Here is a 24,356-nt window from a genome sequence, read left to right as displayed (position 1 = left end):
CCCTGCACCCTGAACCTGGAGACCGCATGAAGGCCAGCAACGTCCTCGACACCATCGGCAACACCCCGCACATCCGCCTGCAGCGCCTGTTCAGCGGCGCTGAGGTGTGGGTGAAATCCGAGCGCAGCAACCCGGGCGGCTCGATCAAGGACCGCATCGCGCTGGCCATGGTGGAAGACGCCGAGGCGCGCGGGCTGCTCAAGCCGGGCGGCACCATCATCGAACCCACCTCGGGCAACACCGGCGTGGGCCTGGCCATGGTGGCGGCGGTCAAGGGCTACAAGCTCATCCTCGTCATGCCCGACAGCATGAGCATCGAGCGCCGCCGCCTGATGCTGGCCTACGGCGCGAGCTTTGACCTCACGCCACGCGAGAAGGGCATGAAGGGCGCCATCGCCCGCGCCAAGGAGTTGCTGGAGCAGCACCCCGGCTCGTGGATGCCGCAGCAGTTCGAGAACGGCGCCAACCCGGCCGTGCACGTGAAGACCACGGCGCAAGAAATCCTGCGCGACTTCCCTGAAGGCCTGGACGCGCTCATCACCGGCGTGGGCACCGGCGGCCACATCACCGGCTGCGCGCAGGTGTTGAAGGCGGCCTGGCCGCAGCTGCAGGTGTTCGCGGTTGAACCCACGGCGTCGCCCGTCATCAGCGGCGGACAGCCCAGCCCGCACCCCATCCAGGGCATCGGCGCCGGCTTCATCCCGGCCGTGCTGGACACCGCCCTGCTCAGCGGCGTGATTCAAGTGGAAGCCGAGGCGGCCCGCGAATACGCCCGCCGCTGCGCGCGCGAAGAAGGCCTGCTGGTGGGCATTTCCAGCGGCGCCACGCTGGCGGCCATCGCGCAGAAGCTGCCCGAGCTGCCGGCCGGCGCCCGCGTGCTGGGCTTCAACTACGACACCGGCGAGCGCTACCTCTCGGTGGAGGGTTTCCTGCCGCAGGCCTGAGGCGGATTCGCGCTCGGTACGAGCCGAGCGCCGGGCCGCCCCGCCTTGCCCGCATTCAGCCCGGCAAGGCGGCGCGGGGCGCGGGGTGTCACTCCCCGCCGCTGTCGTCCTCGCCCAGGCTGTCGTTGTCTTTGCGGGCTTGCTTGGCCAGCTCCGCCTTCAGCGGCTGCAGAGACTCGATGAGCGACTGGGTCGACTGCGTGGGCGCCACGCGCAACGCGGGCGGCGGCAAGCTGGCCAGGTACGGCGGGCCGAACAGGTGCTGCTGCTCCTGCCGGTTGGCCACCTGCAGCCCCAGCCACAACAGCAGCAACGAGGTGATGCCGATGTTCAGCACCCGCTGCGCCCCCGGCCACACCAAGCGCGAGTGCCAGGCCATCAGCACCGCCAGCGTCACGGGCAGCGTGAACGCCTCCACCGCCATCAGGCGCGGCCACGACATCGCATAGGCCACCGCCGGCAAGACCCAGTCCAGCAGCTGCGTCACCAGCGTCACCAGCAGCACGCGCCGCAGGTGGATGGCGAACGGAAAGCGGTGCTGAAAGATCTGGCTGGCCAGCGACCACAGCCCCGCCCAGCCCAGCATGAAGGCCAGCGGCGTGAGCATGGGCGACACGTAATCCACCCAGCGCGCATCCGGGTCCACGGCCGACCAGCGGTCCAGCCAGTGAAAACCGAGCATGCTCAACAGCATCAGCGGCAGCAGCGCCCAGTGGCGCACCGGGTGCACCACCATCACCTGCTCGGGCGCCAGCACATCGGCACTGGTGCGCAGCCGCAGCGCGCACCCGGCCAGCTGGAAGTTGCCGCCCGTCGGCAGCACGGCCTCGCCGCCCGCCGCCAGGCGCCGGCCCGCCACCGCACCGCCGTTGACGCTGGGCAGCAGCCGCAGCTGCACGCCGCCGCCCGGCGCCAAGTGAAGCTCCGCATGCTCGGGCGCCAGGTGCGGGTCGTCCAGCACCACGTCGCAGCCCGGCGAGCGGCCCAGGCGCACAGGCCAGCCCGTCACGCGTTGCACCAGCACGGCACGGCCGTCGCGGCCCAGCAGTTCAACCACGGCCGACGCCGGCGCCACCCCGACGGGCGCCGTCATTTCGCCTTGCTGCTCGTCCACGCGAAGCCCTCCAGGTAATGCGCCGCGAGCTTGAGCGCGTTGTCAAAGCTGACGCCCTTGGCATCGAAGCGGCCCAGTGCACCTTGCGTGGACGAGTCCACCGTGGTCACGAGCACCGTCAGGTCGTGCAGGCCTTCCAGCTTGCGGTAGGCCCGCAGGCACACCACCGCGCGCAGGGGCAGCCCGTCGCGCTCCACAAACTGCTCTTTGCAGTAGGGCGCCGTGCGGGCTTTGTCGGCCTGGCCCAGCCGCTCGTTGCGGAAGCTGCTGGAGTACTGGCGTGAGAAGCGCAGCGGCCCGAGCTTGCTGCCGTCGTAGGCCTCGTGGCTCATGTCCAGCCACCCGGTCTGCAGGCTGCCGCTCACGAAGAGGGCGTGGTCCATGCGGCACTGCGAACGCTCGAACTCCAGGCCCTTGGTGTCGGCCGACGTGCCGCGCCCCCAGCAGCGCATGAAGTCTTGCTTGGGCACGGGCAGGCGGTAGCGGTCGTGGTTGGCGCTCTCCCACGGCAGGGCCACGAAGCGACTGACCAGCTCGTCTTGATAACGCGTCAACTGCTCGCGCAGCCGGCCCCAGGCGGCGCTGCGAATCGGCTTGGCACCGAGGCTGCGCTTGACCAGGCTCTCCGCGAACTCACCGGGCACCAGAAAACTCACCTGCTGCGCGAACAGCATGGTGGACACGTTGACGCCCACCACGCGGCCGTCTTCGTCCAGCACCGGGCCGCCGCTCATGCCGGGGTTGATGCCGCCCGCGTAGTAGATCAGCGGGTCGAAGCTGCGCTCCACCAAGCCGTTGTAGTTGCCCTCCACCACCGCAAACGCCACATCGTGCGGGTTGCCCATGGAGTAGATGCGCTCGCCCTTGGCCAGCGGCTGGCTCACCGGCCGGAAGGCCAGCGCGCCGCGGCCCTTCAGGCCGCCGCCCTTGCCGTCGTCCACGGCCCGCAGCAAGGCGAGATCGCGGCGGGCGTCAAAGTCCAGCAGCTCCAGCGCGCCGCCCTGCCCATCCGTCGTGGCGTAGCGCAGGCGGTAGCTGTCGGGCTCCAGCGCGAACTGGCTGATCACGTGGTAGTTGGTGACGACATGGCCGTCGTCGCTCACCACGAAGCCCGAACCCACCGAGGCCTGGCTGTCTTGTGTCTTGAGCAGCGTGCGGATCTGCAGGAGCTGGCCCTTGCTGCGCTCGTACAGGCGCCGGGCGCTGGCCGACACCGGGGCCGGCTCGGCCGCAGCCGCGGCCGGCGTGGCAACGGGCGCTGAACCAGGCGCCGGCACCGGGGTGGGCTTGGCCTGCGCCAGCGCACTGGCGGCCAGCAGCAGCCCCGCGGCGGCACTCAGCCCCCGCTTCAGCAACTTCCAACATGACGTCTTCAACGAGCGGCTCCTCCGGGCATGGCTGCCGATGCTAGCCGCTTTGGGCGGAAGACCGCGGGGTCGTCATAGAAGCCCGGCGCCTCATTGGCTGGCCACCAGCCGGGCAAGCCCAGCACGGGCAGCGGCGGCAGGGCAGCAGGCGTCAACGGGTGCGGCAGCACCGGCGCTTCCACATCGGCCACCACCAGCACGCGGGCGCACCAGGGCTTGCGCGGGGTCAGCAGCTTTTCCAGCAACGCATGGCCCACCACGCGCACCTGGGCCTGCGCCCACAGGGCCCGATGGGTGAGGAACAGGGCCCGCCAGTCCTGCGCCTGCAGCGCTCGCAGCAGGGGCTCGGGCGCCGCCAGCAGCAGGCCGCTTTCATCCAGCAGCGTGAGCGCGTCTCGCACCGGGCCGCGCCGCCCCTTTGGAGCCGGCGGGGCGGCCAGGTGGGCCTGGTTCAAGGCCGCCTTGAACGCCGGGAAGCGCAGCCACACCAGGCCGTTGAACAGGTCGTGCGCGTTGTCGCGCGTGGGCACACGTCCGGTGGCCGCCACGTGGTGCTCGTAGCCGTGGGCCCGCGGGGTGTCGGGCTCGAAACGGTCGTGGCCCAGGGCCGCGTGCACCGGCTGGCCTTGCGCCAACCGGGCCATCACCGGCCCGGCCACCTCACGGTAGGGCGCGAACCAGGGCGCGGCCCAGTCTGGCGCCGGGATCAAGTGGCGAAGCGCACCCGGTTGGGCTGCTTCTCCGGCTGCAGCTCGAACGCGTGGGCGTGCTTGCGGAACAGCTTGGTGGCTGGGGCCGACTTGGCCAACAGGCCTGCATCCTTCAACGCCTTGGCGGCCGCACCCAGGTCATGCCACTGGCCATCGGCCAGCTTGGGCAGCAGCGCCAGCACGGCGTTGATCTCCTTGGCGGCGGCCACCTGGGGGTCGTCAGCCGTTGGCGCGGGTGCCAGAGGGGCTTTGCCCGAGGGCGCGGCTGTCGCAGGCGCTTTGGCCGCAGGCGCAGGGGCGGCCGCAGGATCGCGCTTGTCGCCCTTGGCCCGCTTGGCAGCGGCCTTGGCCGAAGGCTTCGCGTTGGGCTGGGGGGTGACAGGCTCCGCGGCCGCCACAGCGCCTTGCGCCTCAGCCGGTGCGCTGGCCTCAGCAGCAGCGGCCTTCGCGGCTTTGCCCACCGGCTTGCGGCGTGACTTGGCCGATGCAGGCACCGGCGCCGCGGCGTCAGCCACGACCTCGGGCACATCCGGCATCTGCGGCGCGGCCGGCAGCAGTTCCGGGCGCTCCACCACCACCTCGGGCGCGTGGTCCAGCACGTCCTGCGGCACGGCCGCTGGGGTGGCCGCCGGAGCCGGCAGCGCTTCCGCACGGGGTGCGCGGGCCACCGGGGCGTTGTTGCCACGCCCTTCGGTGCCCCCCCGGCCACCTCGCCCACCGCGGCGGCGGCCGCTGCCGGTGGGCTTGGCGGGTGCGGCGTCCCGCGCCGGCCGGCCCACGCCGTGCGCCAATTCGTTGAACTGGTCGTAGATCTGGATCACGCCGTCGCCCGTCTTGCCGTACTGGCCGAAGCCGCGCAGCCAGGCGCCCTTCTCGCGCAAGCGCAGCACCAGCGGGGCGAAGTCGCTGTCCGACGACACGAGCACGATGACATCGGGCCGCTCAGTGATGGCGATGTCCATCGCGTCGGCGGCCAGCGCGATGTCGGTCGAGTTCTTGCCGATGGCCAGGTTCACGATGGCCCGCAGGCCCAGGCGCTTCATGAAGGCCTGCTGGTGGTGCGCCTGCTCGGCGTTGCAGTAGGCACGGCGGATGTGGGCGGCGCCGTAGTCCTTGAACACCATGGTCAGCGCCTGCTCGATCACGTCAGTGGCGACGTTGTCGAAGTCAACGAGGAAGGCAACTTTCTTGCCGGACGCGTTCATGCCATCAGCTTCCAGTTGAGCGTGTCGCCGCCTCGCAGCGGCTTGAGTTGGGCCTCGCCGAACGGCACGGCGCTGGGCAACGTCCAGGGCTCGCGCTTGAGGGTGACGGTGCCGGTGTTGCGCGGCAGGCCGTAGAAGTCGGGCCCGTGGTGGCCGGCGAAGGCGTCGAGCTTGTCCAGCGCACCGATGGCTTCAAACGCCTCGGCGTACAGCTCCAGCGCCGACAGCGCCGTGAAGCAACCAGCGCCGCAGACCGAGTTCTCCTTGAGCTGCGCGGCATGCGGCGCGCTGTCGGTGCCCAGGAAGAACTTGGGGCTGCCCGAGCCCGCAGCCTTCAGCAGCGCCTGGCGGTGCTCCTCGCGCTTGAGCACGGGCAGGCAGTAGTAGTGCGGGCGCAGGCCGCCCGTGAAGAGCGCGTTGCGGTTGTAGAGCAGGTGCTGCGGCGTGATGGTGGCGGCGGTAAAGCGGTCGGCCTCGGTCACGTACTGCGCTGCTTCCTTGGTGGTGATGTGCTCGAACACCACCTTCAGCTCAGGCATGGCGGCGCGCAGCGGCGTCATCACGCGGTCCACGAACACGGCTTCGCGGTCGAAGACGTCGATGTCTGCATCCGTCACCTCGCCGTGCACGAGGAACAGCAGGCCTTCGCGCTGCATGGCTTCCAGCGTGGCGTAGGTTTTGCGGATGTCGGTCACACCGGCATCGCTGTTGGTGGTGGCGCCCGCGGGGTAGAGCTTGAGGGCGACGACGCCGGCATCTTTGGCGCGCTTGATCTCGTCTGGCGGCGTGTTGTCCGTCAGGTACATGGTCATCAGCGGCTGGAAGTCGCTGCCCGGGCCGTCTTCCGGCAGGGCGGCCAGGATGCGCTCGCGGTAGGCGGCGGCCTGCGCGGCGGTGGTGACCGGCGGGCGCAGGTTGGGCATGACGATGGCGCGGGCGAACTGGCGCGCGGTGTAGGGCAGCACGCTCTTCAGCGCGGCCTCGTCGCGCAGGTGCAAGTGCCAGTCGTCAGGACGGGTGAGGGTCAGGGTGTCACTCATACCCGGATTGTCGTCTCCCGGCGACGGCCGATTCGGTGACACTCCGCCTCACGTTGAAAGGAGCCTGCACCCACTCATGAACACCCCGAAACGTCTGGTTGGCACCCTGGTGCTGTTGGCGCTGTTTGGCGGCGCCCTGTTTTTTGCGATGCGCAGCAACCACGAGACGCAGCGGATCGCGCAGGAGCAGCAGGCCATCGCCACGGCCGAGCCGCTGAAGGGCTTGATTGCGGTGGACGTGGAGGCGTTCTTCAAAGACGACCGCGTCGCCCAGGTGCTGACCCAGGCCAAGCTGCCGGTGCACGCCGCGCGCGTGGGCAGCCGCGACATGGCCGCCAAGATTGGCACGGCCGACCAGCCCGACTTCTTCATCGCCAGCGGCGTGGTGGCCGCCAACATGATTGCTGACGCCGCCCGCAAGGCCGGCAAGACGGCCACGCAAACCGCCCCCTTCCACACCCCGCTGGTGGTGGCCTCTTGGGAGCCGGCGGCCAAGATCCTGGCCGCCAACGGCATGGCAAAGGCCATGGCGCCCAAGGTCTACAGCCTGGACATGGAAAAGCTCACGCAGGCGATGCTGGCCAAGCAGCGCTGGCGCGACCTGAAAGGCAGCGGCGAGTACGCGGTGTCGCGCAGCGTGCTGGTGAGCACCACCGACATCCGCCGCAGCAACTCCGCCGCCATGTACCTGGCCCTGACCTCGGCCGCCTTGAACGGCGATGTGGTGGCCGACCGTGCCACCGCGCAAAAGTACGCGAGTCAATTGACCGAGCTGTTCAAGCGCCAGGGCTTCCAGGAGAACTACGTCAACGGCGCGTTCGACGACTACCTCTCCATCGGCATGGGCAAGACGCCGCTGACCTTCATCTACGAAGCGCAGATGGTGGCCCAGGCCCTCAAGGGGGCGCAGGGCGGCATCCGGCCGGAGATGGTGCTGATGTACCCCCAACCCACCATCGTGAACAAATGGGTGCTGGTGGCGCTGAACGAGCGCGGCAAGCAACTGGCCGAACTGCTGGCCACGAACAAGACGCTGCAGGCCGTGGCGCTGGAACAGGGCTTCCGCACCGGCGACAGCGCCGCCTTTGCCGCGGCCGCCGAGAAGGCTGGGCTGGCCGTGGACCTCAAGCTCAACCAGGTCATCGACCCGCCGGGCTTTGACCTCATGTTCGACATGATCGACACCGTCAGCCGGGAGATGAACCAGTGATGCGCCGCGCCCTGCTCCTGTTGAGCTTCACGTTGCTAGCCGCCTGCGGCAAAAAGGCCGACGACGCACCCGCGCCGTCCGCCGCACCGCCCGCCACGGCCGGCGCGCCCCTGCAGGTGCTGGCCACCAGCGACTTGAAGGACGTGGAACCGCTGGCCGCGCAAATTCAGGCCGCCACGGGTGTGGAGGTGCGCTTTCGCTTCGGCGGCACCATGGAGAGCACGCAAGAGGTGCTCAGCGGCGACAGCGGCCGTGCCGTCAAGCCCGACGCGGCCTGGTTCGCCAACGCCAAGTACCTGCTCAGCGACGCCGCCGGCCAGGGCAAGGTGAAGCTGCAGGAAAAGATCATGCTGTCGCCGCTGGCTGTGGGCGTGAGCAAGAGCGACGCCACCAAGTACGGCTGGGACAAGCCCGACGCCAAGCTCACTTGGGGCGACATCACCCGCGCCGCCAAGGCCGGCAAGCTGCAATACGCCCTCTCCAACCCGGCCACCAGCAACCAGGGCTTCATGGCGCTGCTGGGCGTGGTGGCCGCAGCCGGCGGCAAAGGCGAGGCGCTGACCGCTGCCGACGTGGACCGCACCGCGATTGCCGACTTCCTGAAGGGCTACAAGATCGTGGGCGACAACTCCACGTACCTGGCCGAGCAATTCGCCAAGCAACAGGGCACGCGGGCCAATGCGTTCATCAACTACGAGAGCTGGCTGCTGAGTCTGAACGCCAGCGGCAAGCTGCGCGAGCCGCTTCACCTGATCTACCCGTTCGAGGGCGTGTCCACCGCCGACTACCCCTTCATGCTGCTGAACGACGCGCGCCGGGCCGACTACCAAAAGGTGGTGGACTACCTCAAGAGCGACGCCGCCCAGCTGTGGCTGGCCCGCCAGACGCTGCGCCGCCCGATGCGTGCCGAAGTGGCCGCCCAGGTGGCCGACCTGCTGCCCGCGCGCGGCGTGCAGGTGGAGCTGCCCTTCTCGCCCGACCGCAAGCTGGCCGACGGCCTGATCGACGCCTACCTCAACGAGTTCCGCAAGCCCATCGCCAGCACCTTCGTGCTGGACACCAGCGGCAGCATGCAGGGCAAGCGCCGCGAGCAGCTGGTGGAAGCCATCCACTACCTTGCGGGCGCGGACGCCAGCCTCACCGGCCGCGTGGCCAAACTTACCAACCGCGAGCGGCTGTGGTTCCTGCCGTTCAGCGACCGGCCGGGCGAGCCCGTGCCCTTTGAGATTCCGGCCGGCACCAAGCTCGCCAAGGGCGTGGCCCCGCAGGTGGACACCGACGCCAAGCTGGCCGAACTGCGCCGCGTGCGCGACGCCGCCGACAGCCTGCACATGACCGGCGGCACCGCGCTGTACGACGCCGTGCTGCAAGGCCTTCAGCACATGCTGGAGGAGCGCAAGCGCAACCCCGACTACCAGTACTCGGTGGTGGCCTTCACCGACGGCAAGAACAACATGGGCCGCCGGCTGGACGACTTTCGGCGCGACTACGAGCGCCTGCCCGAAGACGTGCGCGGCATTCCGGTGTTCATGGTGCTGTTCGGCGAGGCCGACGCCGGCGACCTGAAGGCCTTGGTGGACATCACCGGCGGCAAGGTGTTCGACGCCCGCAAGACGCCGCTGTACGCGGTGTTCAAGGACATTCGGGCCTACCAATGAAAGCCACGGCATGAGCGGCTTGCTGCGATGGCTGAACGCACCGGCCAACTGGTGCGGCCTGCTGGCCGCCACCGGCGTGCTGGTGCTCAAGGGCCTGGGCCTGCTGGGCGCGTGGGGCCTGGGCGTGGCGGCCTTGGGCTATGCGGTGGGCCTGACGGCCGGCGCGCTGTGGTGGGGCTGGCCCAGCACGCGTGAAGACGCCTGGGAGGCCCTGCAGTTCGAAGACGAAGGCGATGCACGCGAAGCCATGGGCCGGGCGCTCACCGGCGTGCGGCGGCTGACCGAGCACAACCCCGGCCAGCGCATCCCCTTCCAGCTGGCCCAGCGCATCCAGCGCCTGTGCGAGCGGCTGGAGGGGCTACTGGACCAATGGGAGCGCAGCCGCGGCCAGCTCAGCCTGCAGGAAACCTTCCACGCGCGGCACATCGCCATCAGCTACCTGCCTCAGGCGCTGAACACCTACCTGAGCATCCCACCCAAGTTCGCCACCACCAAGCTGCTGGCCAACGGCAAAACGGCGCAAGCCACCTTCGAGGGCGTGCTGGCCGAGCTGGAGACCAAGGTCGACCAACTCGGTGACGACCTCGCCTCTCAAGACGCGCAGGCCTTCCTGCGGCACAGTGAATTCCTGAATCAGAAATTCGGCTCCAAGGACATTGCATGAACACCACGACGACTGCCACGCCCGCCTTCACGCTGACCCCGCCCGAAGTCATCACCCCGGTGCAGCCGGTGCAGGCGGTGGAAGCCGTGCCGCTGAAGGCCGAGGTGTCGGACCAGGTGGACGAGCAGGTGCGCCGCTTCATTGACGCGTTGGAGAAAGAAGACCTGCACAGCGAGCCGTTCAAAGCCAAGCTCGACAGCGCCTTTCAACTGGGCCGCCAGGAGATCAGCACCGCCGCGAGCCTGATGCAAGGCAGCCTGATGCAGCGCAACTTCGTCGGCGCTACCGACACGCCGGCCTACAAGGCCATCGCCGCCATCCGCGGCCAGCTCGATGAGCTCAATCCCGGCAAGGACGGCGACCTGCTGCAGCCGCGCAAGCTGCTGGGGCTGATCCCGTTCGGCAACAAGCTGGAGGCTTACTTCCGCCGCTTCCAGTCCGCCAGCTCGCAGCTGCAAACCGCCATGACGCAGCTGTACGCCGCCAAGGACGACATCCAGCGCGACGTGGTGGACATCGAAGCCACGCGCGCCAAGCTGTGGGACGCGATGCAAAAGCTCGCCGCCGCCGCCCGCTTCGCCCGCGTGCTGGACGAGCGCCTGGCCGGCCGCTTGCAACAGCTGCAGGCCACCGACCCGATGAAGGCCAAGGCGCTGGAGCAGGAGGTGCTGTTCTACGCCCGCCAGAACCTCGCCGACATCCAGACCCAGCAGGCCGTGTGCGTGAACGGCTACCTGGCGCTGGACGTGCTGAAGAAAACCGGCCGCGAAATGATGATCGGCTGCGACCGCGTCGCCACCACCGGCATGAGCGCGCTGGCCGTGGCCCAGACCGTGGCCCGCGCCACCGGCAACCAGATCGAAGTCATGCAGATGCTGCAGGGCGTCAACAAGACCATCGGCGACCTCATCCACCAAACCGGCACCGCGCTGAACCAGCACGTGGACGCGACTGCCGAGTTCTCGTCCAACCCCATGCTGGGCATTCAGCAGATCCAGTCCATGTTCGACCAGACCTTCCAGGCCATGGACGCGATGGACAACTTCCGCAGCAAGGCCATCGAGACGATGGGCACCAACAACAAGCTCATCCAGGAGCAGTTGCAGCGCTCCGAGGGCTACCTGGACCGCGTGCGCCAGCAGCAGGCCAAGGCAGCCGTGGCCGCCAGCATCGACGGGCCGGTGAAGCTCTGACGCGACGCGTCAGCCCTTCGGGTCCAGCCGATCGGTCAGCCGATCGGCCAACCAGTCCATGAACACGCGCACCCGCCGTGGCGTGTGACGGCGTTGGCTCATCACCAGGCGGACGGGCAAGGGGGCAGGCTCGTATCCCGCCAGGATTTGAATGAGGCGTCCCTCGGCCAGCGCACGGCGCACGCCTTGAATGGGGACCTGCGCGATGCCGGCGCCGGCCAGCGTGGCCGCCTGGTAGGCGTCGGTGTTGTTGACGGTGACGCGTGAGGGCAGCGTCAGCGACTGCGGCTGGCCTGCAGCGTCCAGCCATTCGAAGCGCGGGCGACGGTCGGCCCAGGTCTGGCTGTAGTGCACGAGTTGATGGCCCTGCGTGACGAGCTCGTCCGGCGTGAGCGGCGTGCCGCGTGCGGCGAGGTAGCTCGGGCTGGCGACGTTGACCATGCGCATCTGGCCCAGCGGTCGGGCCACCAGCAGCGGGTCGTGCACGGCGCCCACGCGCAGCACGCAGTCAAAGCCCTCCTCCACCAGGTCCACGCGGCGATCGGTGCAGCTCAGCTCCACGGTCAGCCCCGGGTGGGCGGCCAGGAATTCAGGCAAGGCCGGCAGCACGGTGTCCAGCGCCAGGCGGACGGGCATGTCCACCCGGAGGCGCCCGGTGAGCTGCTGGTCTTGCTGGAACAGCGCCTCGATGTCGCTGGCGTCCGCCAGCAAGGCACGGGCGCGCTCGGCCAGCAGTTCGCCGTCGGCTGTCAGGCTCACGCGGCGCGTGGTGCGCTGGAACAGCCGCGTGCCCAGTTGGGCCTCCAAATCTCGCACCAGCTGGCTCACCCGTCCTTTGGGCAGGCCCAGCTCGTCGGCCGCGCGGCTGAAGTGGGCCAACTCGGCCACTTGCAAGAAGACGCGCAGGGCGGTCAGATCGATATTGGATGCCATTTCGATCACAGTCATTTCAGATTCGGAGACTTTATCCACGAAAGCGCAAACAATAAATTTCGCTCCGTTCTCGAACCCTTTTGGAGCTACACCGTGACTTCGTCTTCCACATCCACCCCCATCACCCTCATCACCGGCGGCAGCCGCGGCCTGGGCGCCGCCATGGCCGTGGCCCTGGCCCGAGACGGGCATGACATCGTCATCACCTACCGCGAGGCCGCCTCGGCCGCGCAGGCCGTGGTGGCGCAAATTCAGGCCCTGGGCCGGCGTGCCGCCGCGCTGCCGCTCGATGTGGCGCAGGCCCACACCTTCCAAGCCTTTGCCACCCAAGTGCGCGAAGTGCTGACCGGCTGGGGTGCCGATGCGCTGAATGGCCTCATCAACAACGCCGGCACCGGCGTGCATGCCAGCTTCGCCGAAACCTCACCCGAGGCGTTCGACAGCCTGGTGGCCATCCACCTCAAAGGCCCGTTCTTCCTGACCCAAGCCCTGCTGCCGCTGCTGGCCAGCGGCGAGCACACCGGCGCGCGCGTGCTGAACATCTCCAGCGGCCTGGCGCGCTTCACGGTGCCGGGCTACGCCGCCTACGCCGCCATGAAGGGCGGCATCGAAGTGCTGACGCGCTACCAGGCCAAGGAGTTGGCCGCCGGCGGCATCCGCGTGAACACGCTGGCGCCGGGCGCCATCGCGACCGACTTCGGCGGCGGCGCGGTGCGCGACAACCCGGAGCTGAACCGCTTTGTCACCTCGGTCACCGCGCTGGGCCGCGTGGGCGCGGCGGACGACATCGGAGGCGCAGCGGCCGCCCTGATGCGTTCCGGGTCGGGCTGGATCACCGGCCAGCGCGTGGAAGCCTCGGGCGGCATGTTCCTGTGACTTCCTGACATGACGCCGGGTGGCCGTGATGGCAAGAATGGGGGCAAGACAGCCTCCAACACCTCATGCGCCGCCCTGCCCTTGCCCTGCTTTCCCTGGCCACCACCTTGCTCGCAGCGTGCGCCTCCGCGCCCCCGGGGCCGCTGGGCCCCCTGGCCAAGGAGACCATCCAGGCCGTGACGCCGGGGAACCAGCTCGTCAGCTTCAACGCGGGCCAGCCGCAGAAGACGCTGAGCTCCCGCCCGCTGACCGGCCTGCTGCCCGGCGACCGGCTGCTGGGCGTGGACTACCGCGTGGCCAAGGGCCAGCTGTACGGGCTGGGCGCCAGCGGCCAGCTCTACCGCATCGACACCCGCACGGCCACCGCCAGCACCGTGGGCACGCCCAACGCATTGCCCAGCCCCGGCGCCACCGAATGGGGGGTCGACTTCAACCCCACGGTGGACCGAATCCGCGTCGTCAACGATGCGGGCGACAACCTGCGCCTGCACCCAGACACCGGCGCCATCGTCGACAGCGACCCTAGCCAACCCGGCGTGCAACTCGACGGCCGGCTGGCCTACGACGCGTCGGACGTGAATGCCGGCAAGACGCCCGGCGTGGTGGCAGCGGGCTACACCTACAACAAGGACAACGAGAAGATCACCACCAACTACGTGCTGGACGGCCGCCTGGGCGTGCTGGCGCACCAGGGCAGCAAGGAAGGCGTGCAGCCGGTGATCTCGCCCAACACCGGGCGCCTGTTCACGGTCGGGTCGCTGGGCATCGGCCCCTTCCAGCATGCAACGCTGGACATTTCAGACCTTTCCAACACCGCCTATGCGGCCATCAGCACCACGGGCAGCGCCGTGTGGTACCGGGTCGATCTGGCCACGGGCCGCGCGACACGCATCGGCTCAATCGGCGCGGGCGCCGTGGTGGGGGCCGCCATCGAGCCCTGAAATGAAAAGGGCCCGCTGGTGGCGGGCCCGGTTTCGTCGCAAGTGCTTCGACACGCCGGCGGGGCGCTTTGGCGCCAGACGGCGTGGATGCGGATCGCTCAGTGCTGCAGGATCTTCGCGAGGAAGTCCTTGGCGCGCGGCGAGCGCTCTTCCGGCTTGTTGAAGAAGTCGCTGCTGCTGCAGTCTTCGATGATCTTGCCGGCGTCCATGAAGATGACGCGGTTGCTGACGCGCTTGGCAAAGCCCATCTCGTGCGTCACGCACATCATGGTCATGCCTTCCTGGGCCAGCTGCACCATCACGTCCAGCACTTCGCCCACCATCTCAGGGTCCAGCGCCGAGGTGGGTTCGTCGAACAGCATCACGATCGGGTCCATGGAAAGCGCGCGGGCAATCGCCACGCGCTGCTGCTGACCGCCGGAGAGCTGGCCCGGGAACTTGTCCTTGTGCGCAGACAGGCCCACGCGGTCCAGCATCTTCAGGCCGCGGGTCTTGGCGTCGTCCAGGCTGCGGCCCAGCACCTTGACCTGTGCAATCGTCAGGTTCTCGGTCACCGACAGGTGGGGAAACAGCTCGAAGTGCTGGAACACCATGCCCACGCGCGAGCGCAGCTTGGGCAGGTTGGTCTTGGGGTCGGCGATGGAGATGCCGTCCACCACGATGTCGCCCTTCTGGAAAGGCTCCAGCGCGTTGACGGTCTTGATCAGCGTGGACTTGCCCGAGCCGGACGGACCGCACACGACGACGACCTCGCCCTTCTGGATGGAGGTGGTGCAGTCGGTCAGCACCTGGAAGGAGCCGTACCACTTGGAGATGTTTTTGATGTCAATCATGGGGATGACTCGACTCAGCGAATGATGGCGATCTTCTTCTGCAGGCGGCGGACCAACGTGGACAGGCCGTAGCAGATGACGAAATACACGACGGCAGCGACGAGGTAGGTTTCCACCGGGCGGTTGAAGTTCTTGCCCGCCACCTCGAAGCCCTTGAGCAGGTCGTACTCGCCGACCGCGTACACAAGGGACGTGTCCTGGAACAGGATGATGGTCTGCGTCAGAAGCACCGGCAGCATGTTGCGGAAGGCCTGCGGCAGCACCACCAGCTTCATGCTTTGGCTGTAGGTCATGCCCAGCGCATAGCCGGCGTTGACCTGCCCCTTGGACACCGACTGGATGCCGGCCCGCATGATCTCGGAGTAGTAGGTCGCCTCGAACAACGTGAACGTGATCAGGGCGGACATCTGCCCACCCAGCGGCCCCAGCAACTTCGGAATCAGCAGGAAGAACCACAGGATCACCATCACCAGCGGGATGGAGCGCAGCGTGTCGACATAGACCGCCGCAGGCACCGACAGCCACTTGTGGCTGGACAGCCGCATCATGGCCAGCAACGTGCCCAGCACGATGCCGCCGATCATGGCCACCAGCGTCAGCTGGATCGAGAACCAGAAGCCCTTGGCAACAAAGCTCTGGATGACCGCCCAGTTCAGGAAGGAATAGTCAAGGTTCAGCATCACTTGCCCCCTGCCTGGCCGGGGATGCGCACACGGGCTTCAATGACCTTGGCGATGCGGTTGATCGCGAACGCCGAGATGAAGTACAGCAGCGTGACGGGGATGAAGATTTCCTCGAAGTGCGAGGTTTCCTCCGACGCCTGCTGCGCGAACTGCGCAAGCTCCGGAATGCTGACCGCGAACGCCACGGCCGAGTTCTTGACGATGTTCATGCTCTCGCTCGTCAGCGGCGGAATGACGATGCGGTAGGCCATGGGCAGCAGCACGAAGCGGTAGGTCTGCGGCAGCGTCATACCCATCGCGAGGCCGGCATAACGCTGGCCGCGCGGCAAGGTGTTGATGCCGGCCTTCACCTGCTCGCCAATGCGGGCACTGGTGAAGAAGCCCAAAGCGCACACCACCAACACGGTGGGCGACAGCGCGTCGCGCAGCGACGGGATCAGCGCGGGCAGCACGTGATACCAAAGGAACACCTGCACCAGCAGCGGGATGTTGCGGAACAGCTCCGTCCAGGCCTCGCCGAAACGCGCCAGGCCCTTGTTCGGCGCGGTGCGCGCAATGCCGATCAGCGAGCCCACCACCAGCGCCAGCACCAGCGCCAGCAGCGACACGCTCAGCGTCCAGCCCCACGCGTTCAGCATCCATTGCAGATAGGTCTGCTCCTTGCCCCCAGGGCCGAAACACCCGGCCACGGCTTCACCCGTGGCGGTGTCGTTGCAGTAAAACTGCCAATCCCAACTCATGGCTTCTCCTCAAGCCTCTTCCCTAAAGCAAAGCGGGTGCCATGCACCCGCTTTGGCACCCTGTGAGCCCGTCGATCACGGGCCGAGCGCCGGGCCGCCCCAAGCCGGCCCGCGCTGGCGATGTGCGAACGGGGCCAGCCCCGTGAGCATCGCCGCCCCCTCGGGGGGCCGACCCGACTCACGCGCGTCCAGCGCCGTGAGCCGGGGCCAGGGGCTCACTTCTTCGCGTAGTCTTCCATCGGCTTGTCGTTCGGGTTGGCCCAGGCGTCCTTGGTGGCCGCAGACAGCGGCAGACCGATCTTGGTGTTCGTCGGCGGGATGGGCTGCATGAACCACTTGTCGTACAGCTTGGCCAGTTCGCCCGACTTCATCATGGCCTTGATGCTGTCGTCCACGGCCTTCTTGAAGGCGGGGTCGTCCTTGCGCATCATGATGGCGATGGGCTCGACGCTCAGCACTTCACCGACGATCTTGAAGTCGGCCGGGGCCTTGGAGGTGGCGATGTTCTTGGCCAGGATGGAGCCGTCCATCACGAAGGCGTCGGCACGGCCGGAGTCCAGCAGCAGGAAGCTGTCGGCGTGGTCCTTGCCGAACACTTCCTTGAAGTCCACGCCCGTGGCGCGCTCGTGCTTGCGCAGCGTCTGCACCGAGGTGGTGCCGGTGGTGGTGGCCACGGTCTTGCCGTTGAGCTGGTTGATCGACGTGATGCCGGAGTTGGCCTTCACGGCGATGCGCACTTCTTCCACGTAGGTTGTCACGGCGAAGGCGACATCCTTCTGACGGGCGGCGTTGTTCGTGGTGGAGCCGCACTCCAGGTCCACCGTGCCATTGACCGTCAGCGGGATGCGGTTGGCCGAGGTGACCGGCTGATACTTGACGTCGATCTTGCCGCCCAGTTGCTTGCGCAGGTCGGCGATGACGCGCTCGCACACGTCGATGTGGTAGCCCACGTACTTGCCGTCACCGATGGTGTAGGACAGGCCCGAGGACTCGCGCACCCCCATGGTGATGGCGCCGCTGTCCTTGATCTTTTTCAGCGTGTCGTCCGCTTGGGCGGCGGACACACCAGCCAACAGGGCAGCAACGAGCAGAACTTTCTTCATGAAAACTCCAACAACAGGAAGTGTTTATCGATAACAAGCGTGAGGAGACCACGCCAAGAACTCAGACCGAATCCGGGTTTACACGATCCATGCACAGGGCGGATGGGGTCATGCGCCGGACGTCAGATAGTCCCACAAAGCCAAGGAGGCAGGCTTCTGGCGGCGCGAAAGCTCGGGCCGCTCGCGGTAGATGCGCAGTTCCATGCTCACACTGAACTGGCCGGCAGCCGCCGCCGGCACCAAGCGTCCGCTCGCCAGTTCCTTTTGCACCGAACTGGCCGGCAGGAACGCAAAGCCGTGGCCTTCCAGCGCCATGGCCTTCAGGCCCTCGGCCATGTCGGTTTCATAAATCGCGTCCAGGTTGAGCGCGCAGTCAGCGTCCTTGACGATCAACTCCACCAGCCGGCCCAGGTAGGCCCCCGCGGCATAACTGAGGAACGGAATCTTCTGCCCCGGCCGCCCCGGCAGGCGGAACAGCGGGTCGCCATGGGCATCGGCCTTGGCGTAGGGCGCCAGGGTTTCGTGGCCCAGCGACGCCATCTGGTAGCGCTCCGGGTCCAGTTGCAAGGGTTGGCTGGCGTGGTGATAGACCAGCAGCAGGTCGCAGTTGCCCTCGCTGAGCTGCAGCATGGCGTCGTGCACATTGGCGGCGTTGAGCCGGCACTTGATGGCCCCGAAGCCGCGGCGCAGGCCCATCAGCCAGTGCGGGAAGAACGAGAACGCCAGCGAGTGCGGCACGGCGAACTCGATCATGTCCTGGTCAGCCGCCTGGTGGCTGCGCAGCATGTTGCGCGTCGCCTGCAGGTTGCCGAGCAACTCCACCGCCTGGGCCAGCAAGGTGGCGCCTGCGGCGGTCAGCCGGGTCGGGTACGACGAGCGATCCACCAGATCCACACCCGCCCACGCCTCCAGCGCCTGGATGCGGCGCGAAAAGGCCGGCTGCGTCACATGGCGCAACTGGGCGGACCGCGAGAAGCTGCGCGTCTCCGCCAGGCTCACAAAGTCTTCAAGCCACTTGGTTTCCACCGGCGGCAGTGTAGCCAGCCCTCCAAAAGACGTCGGCGCTCGGCGATCCGGTCACCCTTGCCGCCCCTTGAATCGCAAAACTCCGTCCCTATAATCAGTCGCTGCTAGCACTCAACACTCTTGAGTGCTAACGAAATCGGGCCGCAGCTTGCGGTCCCAAGTTTCGGTAAGCCGCCGCCTTCGGGCTCGGCGGCCGGTTCTGTTCCAACACACAAGGAGATTCCATGAAGCTGCGCCCCCTGCACGATCGCGTGATCGTTCGCCGCCTGGAGCAAGAAACCAAGACGGCCTCCGGCATCGTCATCCCCGACAACGCCGCCGAGAAGCCTGACCAAGGCGAAGTCCTGGCCGTTGGCCCGGGCAAGCGCAACGACAAGGGCGATTTCGTGGCCCTGAACGTGGCCGTGGGCGACCGCGTGCTGTTCGGCAAGTACTCGGGCCAGACCGTCAAGGTCGACGGCGAAGAACTGCTGGTCATGCGCGAAGAAGACCTCTTCGCCGTCGTCCAGAAGTAAAGCTTTGCGGGGCCGACCGCTGCGCGTCGCGCGCGCTCTGCCCCTCACCGAATCAGAGCATTCATCTCTGACCCCAATTTAAGCATTTGGAGATTCAAATGGCAGCAAAAGACGTGATCTTCGGCGGCGAAGCCCGCGCCCGCATGGTTGAAGGCGTGAACATCCTGGCCAACGCGGTCAAGGTGACCCTGGGCCCCAAGGGCCGCAACGTGGTGCTGGAGCGCTCGTTCGGCGCCCCCACCGTGACCAAGGACGGTGTCTCGGTCGCCAAGGAAATCGAGCTGAAGGACAAGCTCCAGAACATGGGCGCCCAGATGGTCAAGGAAGTCGCTTCCAAGACGTCTGACAACGCCGGTGACGGCACCACCACCGCCACCGTGCTGGCCCAGGCCATCGTGCGCGAAGGCATGAAGTACGTGGCCGCCGGCATGAACCCGATGGACCTGAAGCGCGGCATCGACAAGGCGGTTGCCGCCCTGGTCGCCCAGCTGAAGGCCGCCTCCAAGGCCACGACCACCTCCAAGGAAATCGCCCAGGTCGGCACCATCTCGGCCAACAGCGACTCCGACGTCGGCCAGATCATTGCTGACGCGATGGACAAGGTCGGCAAGGAAGGCGTCATCACCGTCGAAGACGGCAAGAGCCTGAACAACGAGCTGGACGTCGTCGAAGGCATGCAGTTCGACCGCGGCTACCTGTCGCCCTACTTCATCAACAACCCGGAAAAGCAAGCCGCGATCCTGGACAACCCGTTTGTCCTGCTGTTCGACAAGAAGATCAGCAACATCCGCGACCTGCTGCCCACGCTGGAAGCCGTGGCCAAGGCCGGCCGTCCGCTGCTGATCATTGCCGAGGAAGTCGAAGGCGAAGCCCTCGCGACCCTGGTGGTCAACACCATCCGCGGCATCCTGAAGGTTGTCGCCGTCAAGGCTCCGGGCTTCGGCGACCGCCGCAAGGCCATGCTGGAAGACATCGCCATCCTGACGGGCGGCAAGGTCATCGCCGAAGAAGTGGGCCTGTCGCTCGAGAAGGTCACGCTGGCTGACCTGGGCCAAGCCAAGCGCGTCGAAGTGGGCAAGGAAAACACCACCATCATCGACGGCGCCGGCGCTGCTGCCGACATCGAAGCCCGCGTCAAGCAAGTGCGCATCCAGATCGAGGAAGCCACCAGCGACTACGACCGCGAGAAGCTGCAAGAGCGCGTGGCCAAGCTGGCCGGCGGCGTGGCCGTCATCAAGGTCGGTGCTGCCACCGAAGTCGAGATGAAGGAAAAGAAGGCTCGCGTGGAAGACGCGCTGCACGCCACCCGTGCGGCCGTGGAAGAAGGCATCGTCGCCGGTGGCGGCGTGGCCCTGCTGCGTGCCAAGCAAGCGGCTGGCGAAATCAAGGGCGACAACGCCGACCAGGACGCCGGCATCAAGCTGATCCTGAAGGCCATCGAAGCCCCGCTGCGCGAGATCGTCTACAACGCCGGTGAAGAGTCGTCCGTCGTCGTGAACGCCGTGCTGCAAGGCAAGGGCAACTACGGCTACAACGCCGCCAACGGCACCTATGGCGACATGATCGAAATGGGCATCCTGGACCCGACCAAGGTGACCCGCACCGCGCTGCAGAACGCCGCTTCGGTCGCGTCGCTGATGCTGACGACCGAGTGCATGGTTGCCGAGTCGCCCAAGGAAGAAGCCGCCGGCGGCGGCATGCCTGGTGGCATGGGCGGCATGGGTGGCATGGGCGGCATGGACATGTGATGTCCGCCGCCTGAGCACACCTCGCTCAAGCATCAAGGGCCGCAGCAATGCGGCCCTTTTTCATGGGGTCAGCGGCCTCAAGGGCCCAGCGCGCGCATCCGCATCGCGCGCCCAAGTCCGTGTCGCCACCCTGCAGCCGCCCGGCAACAGAGGCCTGCACGCACACGAAGCGTCGCCACACACCCATCCTCAAAAACCGTGAAAAGGTCCCGATTCGCGGCATTGACCATCCGCATCGGGGGTGCTTGGACAGGGGGATGAAAGCCTGGGGCGCTCCACTGAGCGCCAGATAATTCGACGCACGTCATTTCTGCTGCCCCATGTCCGCTCGCTTGCATCCTCACGACCTGATCGACCACGCCCTCACGGAGGCGGGTTCGCTGGCACGCGAGTTGATGAACCTGGTGCAGGACGAACTGGACAGTCAACCGCAACACTTCCAGCTGCGCGAAATCTGGCGCAAGGTGCGTGGGCGGTTCGCCACCGATTTCGAAGGCAAGTTGATCGATCTGCTGCAAACCGGCCGTCGGGGTGACGACCCGCTGCAGCGCAGCCCCGTCTCGCGCGGCAGCCTCGATGGGCTGAGCCTCGTCGACGAGCACCAAGCCTTGCAAGACGTGGCCCTGGCCCATGTCACGCACACGGCGGAAGAGGTCAGCCGTGCGGAGCTGCACCAGATTGGCAACTTCTTTGCTGCGCTGCGCGGCATCGCCCGCGCTCGCGAGCGCGACAACCCGCTGCGCCCCGCCCTGTTCGCCCATGCTCTGCGGCATGCGCTCGTGAGCAGCGGCCTGGGCGGGCAGGCCCAATACGAATTGATGCGCGTGGCCGCCGGCCCCTTGGCCGAGTCGCTGCATCGCCTGTACGCCCAAGCTTGCGCCACCCTGCACGCCGCCAACATCGGCGACATGGTCGCGTCTCACGGCCGCCCCCAGGCGGACACCTACGCCCAGCGCATGGCCACCGGGCGCGGCGGCCTGGGCCGCAGCAGCAACCCCGGCACGCTGGACAGCCTCTCGCAGCGCGTGGAGGTTTTCAACTCACGCCCGCAAGCGCTCACCAGCCTGCCCCCGCAGCGCGACCCCGATGCGCCCGCGCCGTTCGTGCGCAACGCCGGCCCCGACATGCTCAGCCGGCTGTACGACCAGATCCTGGCCGACCCCCGGCTGCTGCCGCCCATGAAGGGCCTGCTGGCGCGCCTGCAGATTGCCGTTGTGCGCTTGGCCCGCAGCGACGCGAACCTGCTGCGCCGGCAAGACCACCCGACCTGGGCGCTGCTCAACCGCGTGGCGGCCCACGGCATGGCATTCGACCGCGCCGACGATCCGCGGCTCGTGGAATTCCTGCGATTCATGGAAGGCGAGGCCCAATTCCTCGTCGACAGCCCGACGCCCACGGCCTTGCAGTTCCAGCAGGTGCTGGCACGCGTCGACAGCCATGTCGACCAGCAGGCGCGCCTGGCCGGCGAGCGCAACGCGCTGGCCCTGGCGGCGCTGGAGCGCGAACAGCAGCGCCGCGAGTGGCGGGAATTGGTCCGCGAGCAGATCGACCACCAGGTGGTGGGCGCACCGCTGGCCCCGCTGGTGCACCGTTTCCTGCAAACCAACTGGGTCGACGTGATCGTGGAGGCCATGGTGCGCCACGGTCGGGATTCGCGCGAAGCCCAAGGCGCGATGGAAGTGGTGGACGCCGTGCTGGACAGCCTCATCACCCCGCGCGACATGGTCGAGCGCGAAGCGCTGCGCATGCGGCTGCCCGTGCTGATCGAACGCCTGGTGGCTGGTTGCGACAGCATCGACCTGTCTGACGCCCGGCGCGAACCGCCGCTGACGGCACTGATGGGTCAGCACGCCCGCCTGCTGCGCGGCCTGCCAGCGCTCGACCCGTCCGAACGCCGCCCTCGCCCACCGCAGCCGGCCAGCGCCCCGGGCAGCGCGCCGTCTGCCGACGAAATCGTGCGCCGCTTGATGGAAGAGCGCGACTCGCAAATTCCGTCGATGTGGCTGCGCGCCGATGTGGACCGCGGCGAACTGCCCACGGTGCCGACCCAGCTTTACAGCGAAGACAACTCCCCTGAAGCCCGGGCGGCGCTGCAGCGCTGGATCGACAGCATCCAGATCGGCCGCTGGTATCACATGTTCATCCAGGCCGAGTGGCACACCGCGCAGGTGGCCTGGATCGGCGAGGGCCGCCAGTTCATGCTCTTCGTGGGCCGGGACACCGACGAGCGGTTGCCGCTCACACGCCGGGCCCTGGAAGCCCTGCTGGCCAACGGCCTGATCACCGCGCTGGAGGAAGAAGACAGCGTCGTTCAGCGCGCGGTGGATTCACTCATCAGCGACCTGGACGGCGGCTGACCCTGCCGGCGGCGCGTCCGCTGCGGGCATCTCGCCCAGCGCAGTCATGGCCGGCAGCGGGCGCGCGGAATGCGCCCATTCGTGCAGCGCCAACGCCACATCGCCCACGCCCTGCTTCTTGAGCGCCGAGAACAAAGTGACGGCGACGTCGGAATGCTCGGTCGTCATGCCGGCCAGGAAATCGCTCGTGGCGCGCAAGGCGGCATCGGCCTCCTTGCGGTTGAGCTTGTCGGATTTCGTCAGCAGCACCAGCAGCTTGATCTCGCCGGTAGCCACGCGGGCGGCGACGAACTCGAGCAGTTGCTTGTCCAGGTCGGTCAGGCCCAGGCGGGAATCGACCATCAGCACCACGCCGGACAGGCTGCGCCGCACGGCCAGGTAGTCCGCCATCACCTTCTGCCAGCGCAGCTTGGCGGCCTTGGCCACGGCCGCGTAGCCGTAGCCAGGCAGGTCGGCGAACAAGGCGTCGGCCGCGTCCTTCGGGCCGAGCTCGAACAGGTTGATGTGTTGCGTGCGGCCGGGCGTCTTGGACGCGAACGCCAGCCGCTTTTGCTGCGCCAGCGTGTTGATCGCCGTGGACTTGCCGGCGTTGGAGCGGCCGACGAATGCGATCTCGGGCAGCTCGGTGGCAGGCAGGTGAATCAGTTGGCTGGCCGTGGTCAGGAAGCGCGCGGTGTGGGTCCAACCCAGCGCCAACTTCTCTGTCACGGGCTCGGCGGGGATGGCATCAGGGATTTCGTCGGTCATGGAGAGCTCGGGCGCTGTGATTCAGCATTGTAAAATTCGGAAGTTGCGCCCAACAAAACCTCCATAAATCCATGAAGACTGTCGCCTACCTCCTGTCGAGTCTGCTGCTGGCTGCTTCCGCTCACGCGAACGAACCTGCTGCCGCTCCGGCCAAGCCCGACCTCGCCAAGGGTGGCGCCATCTCCTCGCAGGTCTGCGCGGCTTGCCACACGGCCGACGGCTCGCGCGGCAGCCCGGCCAACCCCATCCTGCAGGGCCAGCACCCCGAGTACCTCGCCAAGCAGCTGGCCGAGTTCAAGTCCGGCAAGCGCAAGAACGCGGTGATGGGCGGCATGGCCGCCCCGCTGTCGGAAGAAGACATGCGCAACGTCGCGGCCTTCTACGCCTCCAAGACCGCCAAGCCGGGTTTCTCCAAGAACAAGGACACCGTGACGCTGGGTGAAAAGATCTGGCGCGGCGGCATTGCCGAGCGCAACGTGCCGGCCTGCGCAGGCTGCCACGGCCCGACGGGCGCCGGCATGCCTGCCCAGTACCCGCGCCTGGCCGGCCAACACGCCGACTACGTGGAAGCCCAGATGAACGCCTTCCGCAGCGGTGCCCGTGCCAACGGCCCGATGATGGTGACCATCGCAGCCAAGATGAACGACAAGGAAATCAAGGCCGTCTCGGATTACGCAGCCGGCCTGCGTTGATCCAACGCAAACTGCCTCGCTGATGAAGGCCGGTGTGATGCACCGGCCTTTTTTCTT

23 protein-coding genes are annotated in these 24,356 nt (G+C 67.6%); 11 read left to right on the top strand and 12 right to left on the bottom strand.

The features are described 5' to 3' along the window. Positions 1-26: 26 nt before the first annotated feature. Positions 27-944, top strand: coding sequence for a cysteine synthase A (cysK, locus tag ACG01O_RS01245; protein WP_394380369.1), 918 nt, complete (start codon positions 27-29; stop codon positions 942-944). Positions 945-1,032: 88 nt separating this feature from the next. Here cysK and ACG01O_RS01240 read toward each other — a convergent pair whose 3' ends face one another. Genes ACG01O_RS01240 through pyrC form a run of 5 tightly spaced genes read right to left on the bottom strand, consistent with a single transcriptional unit; the run spans position 1,033 to position 6,380 of the window. Then, on the bottom strand, positions 1,033-2,058 hold the full coding sequence (locus ACG01O_RS01240) for an FHA domain-containing protein (protein ID WP_394380366.1): 1,026 nt from the start codon (positions 2,056-2,058) through the stop codon (positions 1,033-1,035). Beyond that, the gene (locus ACG01O_RS01235; RefSeq protein ID WP_394380363.1) at positions 2,034-3,434 is read right to left on the bottom strand and encodes a S1 family peptidase; all 1,401 of its coding nucleotides are present in this window, start codon (positions 3,432-3,434) and stop codon (positions 2,034-2,036) included. The genes ACG01O_RS01240 and ACG01O_RS01235 overlap by 25 nt, the downstream gene beginning before the upstream one ends. Next, positions 3,431-4,135 (bottom strand): DUF3025 domain-containing protein, encoded by a 705-nt coding sequence (locus tag ACG01O_RS01230; RefSeq protein WP_394380361.1) that lies wholly within the window; start codon positions 4,133-4,135, stop codon positions 3,431-3,433. The genes ACG01O_RS01235 and ACG01O_RS01230 overlap by 4 nt, the downstream gene beginning before the upstream one ends. Then, positions 4,132-5,340: an NYN domain-containing protein gene (locus ACG01O_RS01225; RefSeq protein WP_394380359.1), complete on the bottom strand. Its 1,209-nt coding sequence runs from the start codon at positions 5,338-5,340 to the stop codon at positions 4,132-4,134. Before ACG01O_RS01225 ends, ACG01O_RS01230 begins: the two co-directional genes overlap by 4 nt. Next, positions 5,337-6,380: a dihydroorotase gene (pyrC, locus tag ACG01O_RS01220; RefSeq protein ID WP_394380356.1), complete on the bottom strand. Its 1,044-nt coding sequence runs from the start codon at positions 6,378-6,380 to the stop codon at positions 5,337-5,339. The genes ACG01O_RS01225 and pyrC overlap by 4 nt, the downstream gene beginning before the upstream one ends. Positions 6,381-6,456: 76 nt before the next feature. Between pyrC and ACG01O_RS01215 the strand changes: the two genes are divergently transcribed. Genes ACG01O_RS01215 through ACG01O_RS01200 form a run of 4 tightly spaced genes read left to right on the top strand, consistent with a single transcriptional unit; the run spans position 6,457 to position 11,105 of the window. After that, a complete protein-coding gene (locus tag ACG01O_RS01215) occupies positions 6,457-7,590 on the top strand; it encodes a hypothetical protein (RefSeq protein WP_394380355.1) in 1,134 nt (377 codons plus the stop codon). After that, positions 7,590-9,248: a substrate-binding and vWA domain-containing protein gene (locus ACG01O_RS01210; RefSeq protein WP_394380352.1), complete on the top strand. Its 1,659-nt coding sequence runs from the start codon at positions 7,590-7,592 to the stop codon at positions 9,246-9,248. Before ACG01O_RS01215 ends, ACG01O_RS01210 begins: the two co-directional genes overlap by 1 nt. Positions 9,249-9,258: 10 nt before the next feature. After that, on the top strand, positions 9,259-9,912 hold the full coding sequence (locus ACG01O_RS01205) for a hypothetical protein (RefSeq protein ID WP_394380350.1): 654 nt from the start codon (positions 9,259-9,261) through the stop codon (positions 9,910-9,912). Beyond that, entirely contained in the window at positions 9,909-11,105 is a 1,197-nt protein-coding gene (locus ACG01O_RS01200) for a toxic anion resistance protein (protein ID WP_394380347.1), read from the top strand. The genes ACG01O_RS01205 and ACG01O_RS01200 overlap by 4 nt, the downstream gene beginning before the upstream one ends. A gap of 9 nt (positions 11,106-11,114) precedes the next feature. On the opposite strand, the gene ACG01O_RS01195 is transcribed toward ACG01O_RS01200, so the two are convergent. Next, a complete protein-coding gene (locus ACG01O_RS01195; protein WP_394380344.1) occupies positions 11,115-12,053 on the bottom strand; it encodes a LysR family transcriptional regulator in 939 nt (312 codons plus the stop codon). Between the two features lie 78 nt (positions 12,054-12,131). Between ACG01O_RS01195 and ACG01O_RS01190 the strand changes: the two genes are divergently transcribed. Beyond that, the gene (locus ACG01O_RS01190; RefSeq protein ID WP_394380341.1) at positions 12,132-12,914 is read left to right on the top strand and encodes an SDR family NAD(P)-dependent oxidoreductase; all 783 of its coding nucleotides are present in this window, start codon (positions 12,132-12,134) and stop codon (positions 12,912-12,914) included. 65 nt (positions 12,915-12,979) lie between these two features. Then, positions 12,980-13,855 (top strand): DUF4394 domain-containing protein, encoded by an 876-nt coding sequence (locus ACG01O_RS01185; protein WP_394380338.1) that lies wholly within the window; start codon positions 12,980-12,982, stop codon positions 13,853-13,855. 98 nt (positions 13,856-13,953) lie between these two features. Here the strand turns inward: ACG01O_RS01185 and ACG01O_RS01180 are convergent, their stop codons facing one another. The 5 genes from ACG01O_RS01180 to ACG01O_RS01160 all read right to left on the bottom strand — a co-directional run bounded on the left by ACG01O_RS01180 (position 13,954) and on the right by ACG01O_RS01160 (position 18,240). Continuing rightward, the gene (locus ACG01O_RS01180; RefSeq protein WP_394380335.1) at positions 13,954-14,688 is read right to left on the bottom strand and encodes an amino acid ABC transporter ATP-binding protein; all 735 of its coding nucleotides are present in this window, start codon (positions 14,686-14,688) and stop codon (positions 13,954-13,956) included. A 14-nt stretch (positions 14,689-14,702) separates the two neighbouring features. After that, positions 14,703-15,368 (bottom strand): amino acid ABC transporter permease, encoded by a 666-nt coding sequence (locus tag ACG01O_RS01175; RefSeq protein ID WP_394380332.1) that lies wholly within the window; start codon positions 15,366-15,368, stop codon positions 14,703-14,705. Continuing rightward, complete coding sequence (locus ACG01O_RS01170; RefSeq protein ID WP_394380329.1) at positions 15,368-16,111, bottom strand: amino acid ABC transporter permease; 744 nt, start codon at positions 16,109-16,111, stop codon at positions 15,368-15,370. The genes ACG01O_RS01175 and ACG01O_RS01170 overlap by 1 nt, the downstream gene beginning before the upstream one ends. 215 nt (positions 16,112-16,326) lie before the next feature. Next, positions 16,327-17,214: an amino acid ABC transporter substrate-binding protein gene (locus tag ACG01O_RS01165; RefSeq protein ID WP_394380326.1), complete on the bottom strand. Its 888-nt coding sequence runs from the start codon at positions 17,212-17,214 to the stop codon at positions 16,327-16,329. Positions 17,215-17,322: 108 nt separating this feature from the next. Continuing rightward, positions 17,323-18,240: a LysR substrate-binding domain-containing protein gene (locus tag ACG01O_RS01160; RefSeq protein ID WP_394380323.1), complete on the bottom strand. Its 918-nt coding sequence runs from the start codon at positions 18,238-18,240 to the stop codon at positions 17,323-17,325. 224 nt (positions 18,241-18,464) lie between these two features. On the opposite strand from ACG01O_RS01160, the gene groES reads away from it, so the two are divergent. The 3 genes from groES to ACG01O_RS01145 all read left to right on the top strand — a co-directional run bounded on the left by groES (position 18,465) and on the right by ACG01O_RS01145 (position 22,860). Further along, positions 18,465-18,755, top strand: a complete 291-nt coding sequence (groES, locus tag ACG01O_RS01155) for a co-chaperone GroES (RefSeq protein ID WP_233373401.1) — start codon at positions 18,465-18,467, stop codon at positions 18,753-18,755. A gap of 98 nt (positions 18,756-18,853) precedes the next feature. Continuing rightward, positions 18,854-20,503 carry a chaperonin GroEL gene (gene groL / locus ACG01O_RS01150; protein ID WP_394380319.1) on the top strand — a complete coding sequence of 550 codons (1,650 nt, stop codon included), beginning with the start codon at positions 18,854-18,856 and terminating at the stop codon, positions 20,501-20,503. A gap of 320 nt (positions 20,504-20,823) precedes the next feature. After that, positions 20,824-22,860, top strand: a complete 2,037-nt coding sequence (locus ACG01O_RS01145; RefSeq protein WP_394380316.1) for a DUF1631 family protein — start codon at positions 20,824-20,826, stop codon at positions 22,858-22,860. Here the strand turns inward: ACG01O_RS01145 and yihA are convergent. Beyond that, complete coding sequence (gene yihA, locus ACG01O_RS01140; RefSeq protein ID WP_394380313.1) at positions 22,831-23,607, bottom strand: ribosome biogenesis GTP-binding protein YihA/YsxC; 777 nt, start codon at positions 23,605-23,607, stop codon at positions 22,831-22,833. The genes ACG01O_RS01145 and yihA overlap by 30 nt on opposite strands. A 71-nt stretch (positions 23,608-23,678) precedes the next feature. On the opposite strand from yihA, the gene ACG01O_RS01135 reads away from it, so the two are divergent. Beyond that, complete coding sequence (locus ACG01O_RS01135) at positions 23,679-24,299, top strand: c-type cytochrome (protein ID WP_394380310.1); 621 nt, start codon at positions 23,679-23,681, stop codon at positions 24,297-24,299. The last annotated feature ends 57 nt before the right edge of the window (positions 24,300-24,356 follow it).

The organism is Pelomonas baiyunensis, from assembly GCF_043555935.1.
GTDB lineage: Bacteria > Pseudomonadota > Gammaproteobacteria > Burkholderiales > Burkholderiaceae_C > Pelomonas > Pelomonas baiyunensis.
Note: the sequence above shows the minus strand (reverse complement) of the source record. Positions and strands in the feature narration are given on the sequence as shown.

Coding starts and splice junctions, on each gene's coding strand:
- pyrC (WP_394380356.1), bottom strand. CDS start 6,380: ATGAGTGACACCCTGACCCTCACCCGTCCTGACGACTGGCACTTGCAC.
- ACG01O_RS01200 (WP_394380347.1), top strand. CDS start 9,909: ATGAACACCACGACGACTGCCACGCCCGCCTTCACGCTGACCCCGCCC.
- ACG01O_RS01135 (WP_394380310.1), top strand. CDS start 23,679: ATGAAGACTGTCGCCTACCTCCTGTCGAGTCTGCTGCTGGCTGCTTCC.
- ACG01O_RS01145 (WP_394380316.1), top strand. CDS start 20,824: ATGTCCGCTCGCTTGCATCCTCACGACCTGATCGACCACGCCCTCACG.
- yihA (WP_394380313.1), bottom strand. CDS start 23,607: ATGACCGACGAAATCCCTGATGCCATCCCCGCCGAGCCCGTGACAGAG.
- ACG01O_RS01185 (WP_394380338.1), top strand. CDS start 12,980: ATGCGCCGCCCTGCCCTTGCCCTGCTTTCCCTGGCCACCACCTTGCTC.
- ACG01O_RS01165 (WP_394380326.1), bottom strand. CDS start 17,214: ATGAAGAAAGTTCTGCTCGTTGCTGCCCTGTTGGCTGGTGTGTCCGCC.
- ACG01O_RS01195 (WP_394380344.1), bottom strand. CDS start 12,053: ATGACTGTGATCGAAATGGCATCCAATATCGATCTGACCGCCCTGCGC.
- ACG01O_RS01225 (WP_394380359.1), bottom strand. CDS start 5,340: ATGAACGCGTCCGGCAAGAAAGTTGCCTTCCTCGTTGACTTCGACAAC.
- ACG01O_RS01175 (WP_394380332.1), bottom strand. CDS start 15,368: ATGCTGAACCTTGACTATTCCTTCCTGAACTGGGCGGTCATCCAGAGC.
- groES (WP_233373401.1), top strand. CDS start 18,465: ATGAAGCTGCGCCCCCTGCACGATCGCGTGATCGTTCGCCGCCTGGAG.
- ACG01O_RS01180 (WP_394380335.1), bottom strand. CDS start 14,688: ATGATTGACATCAAAAACATCTCCAAGTGGTACGGCTCCTTCCAGGTG.
- groL (WP_394380319.1), top strand. CDS start 18,854: ATGGCAGCAAAAGACGTGATCTTCGGCGGCGAAGCCCGCGCCCGCATG.
- ACG01O_RS01215 (WP_394380355.1), top strand. CDS start 6,457: ATGAACACCCCGAAACGTCTGGTTGGCACCCTGGTGCTGTTGGCGCTG.
- ACG01O_RS01210 (WP_394380352.1), top strand. CDS start 7,590: ATGCGCCGCGCCCTGCTCCTGTTGAGCTTCACGTTGCTAGCCGCCTGC.
- ACG01O_RS01170 (WP_394380329.1), bottom strand. CDS start 16,111: ATGAGTTGGGATTGGCAGTTTTACTGCAACGACACCGCCACGGGTGAA.
- ACG01O_RS01205 (WP_394380350.1), top strand. CDS start 9,259: ATGAGCGGCTTGCTGCGATGGCTGAACGCACCGGCCAACTGGTGCGGC.
- cysK (WP_394380369.1), top strand. CDS start 27: ATGAAGGCCAGCAACGTCCTCGACACCATCGGCAACACCCCGCACATC.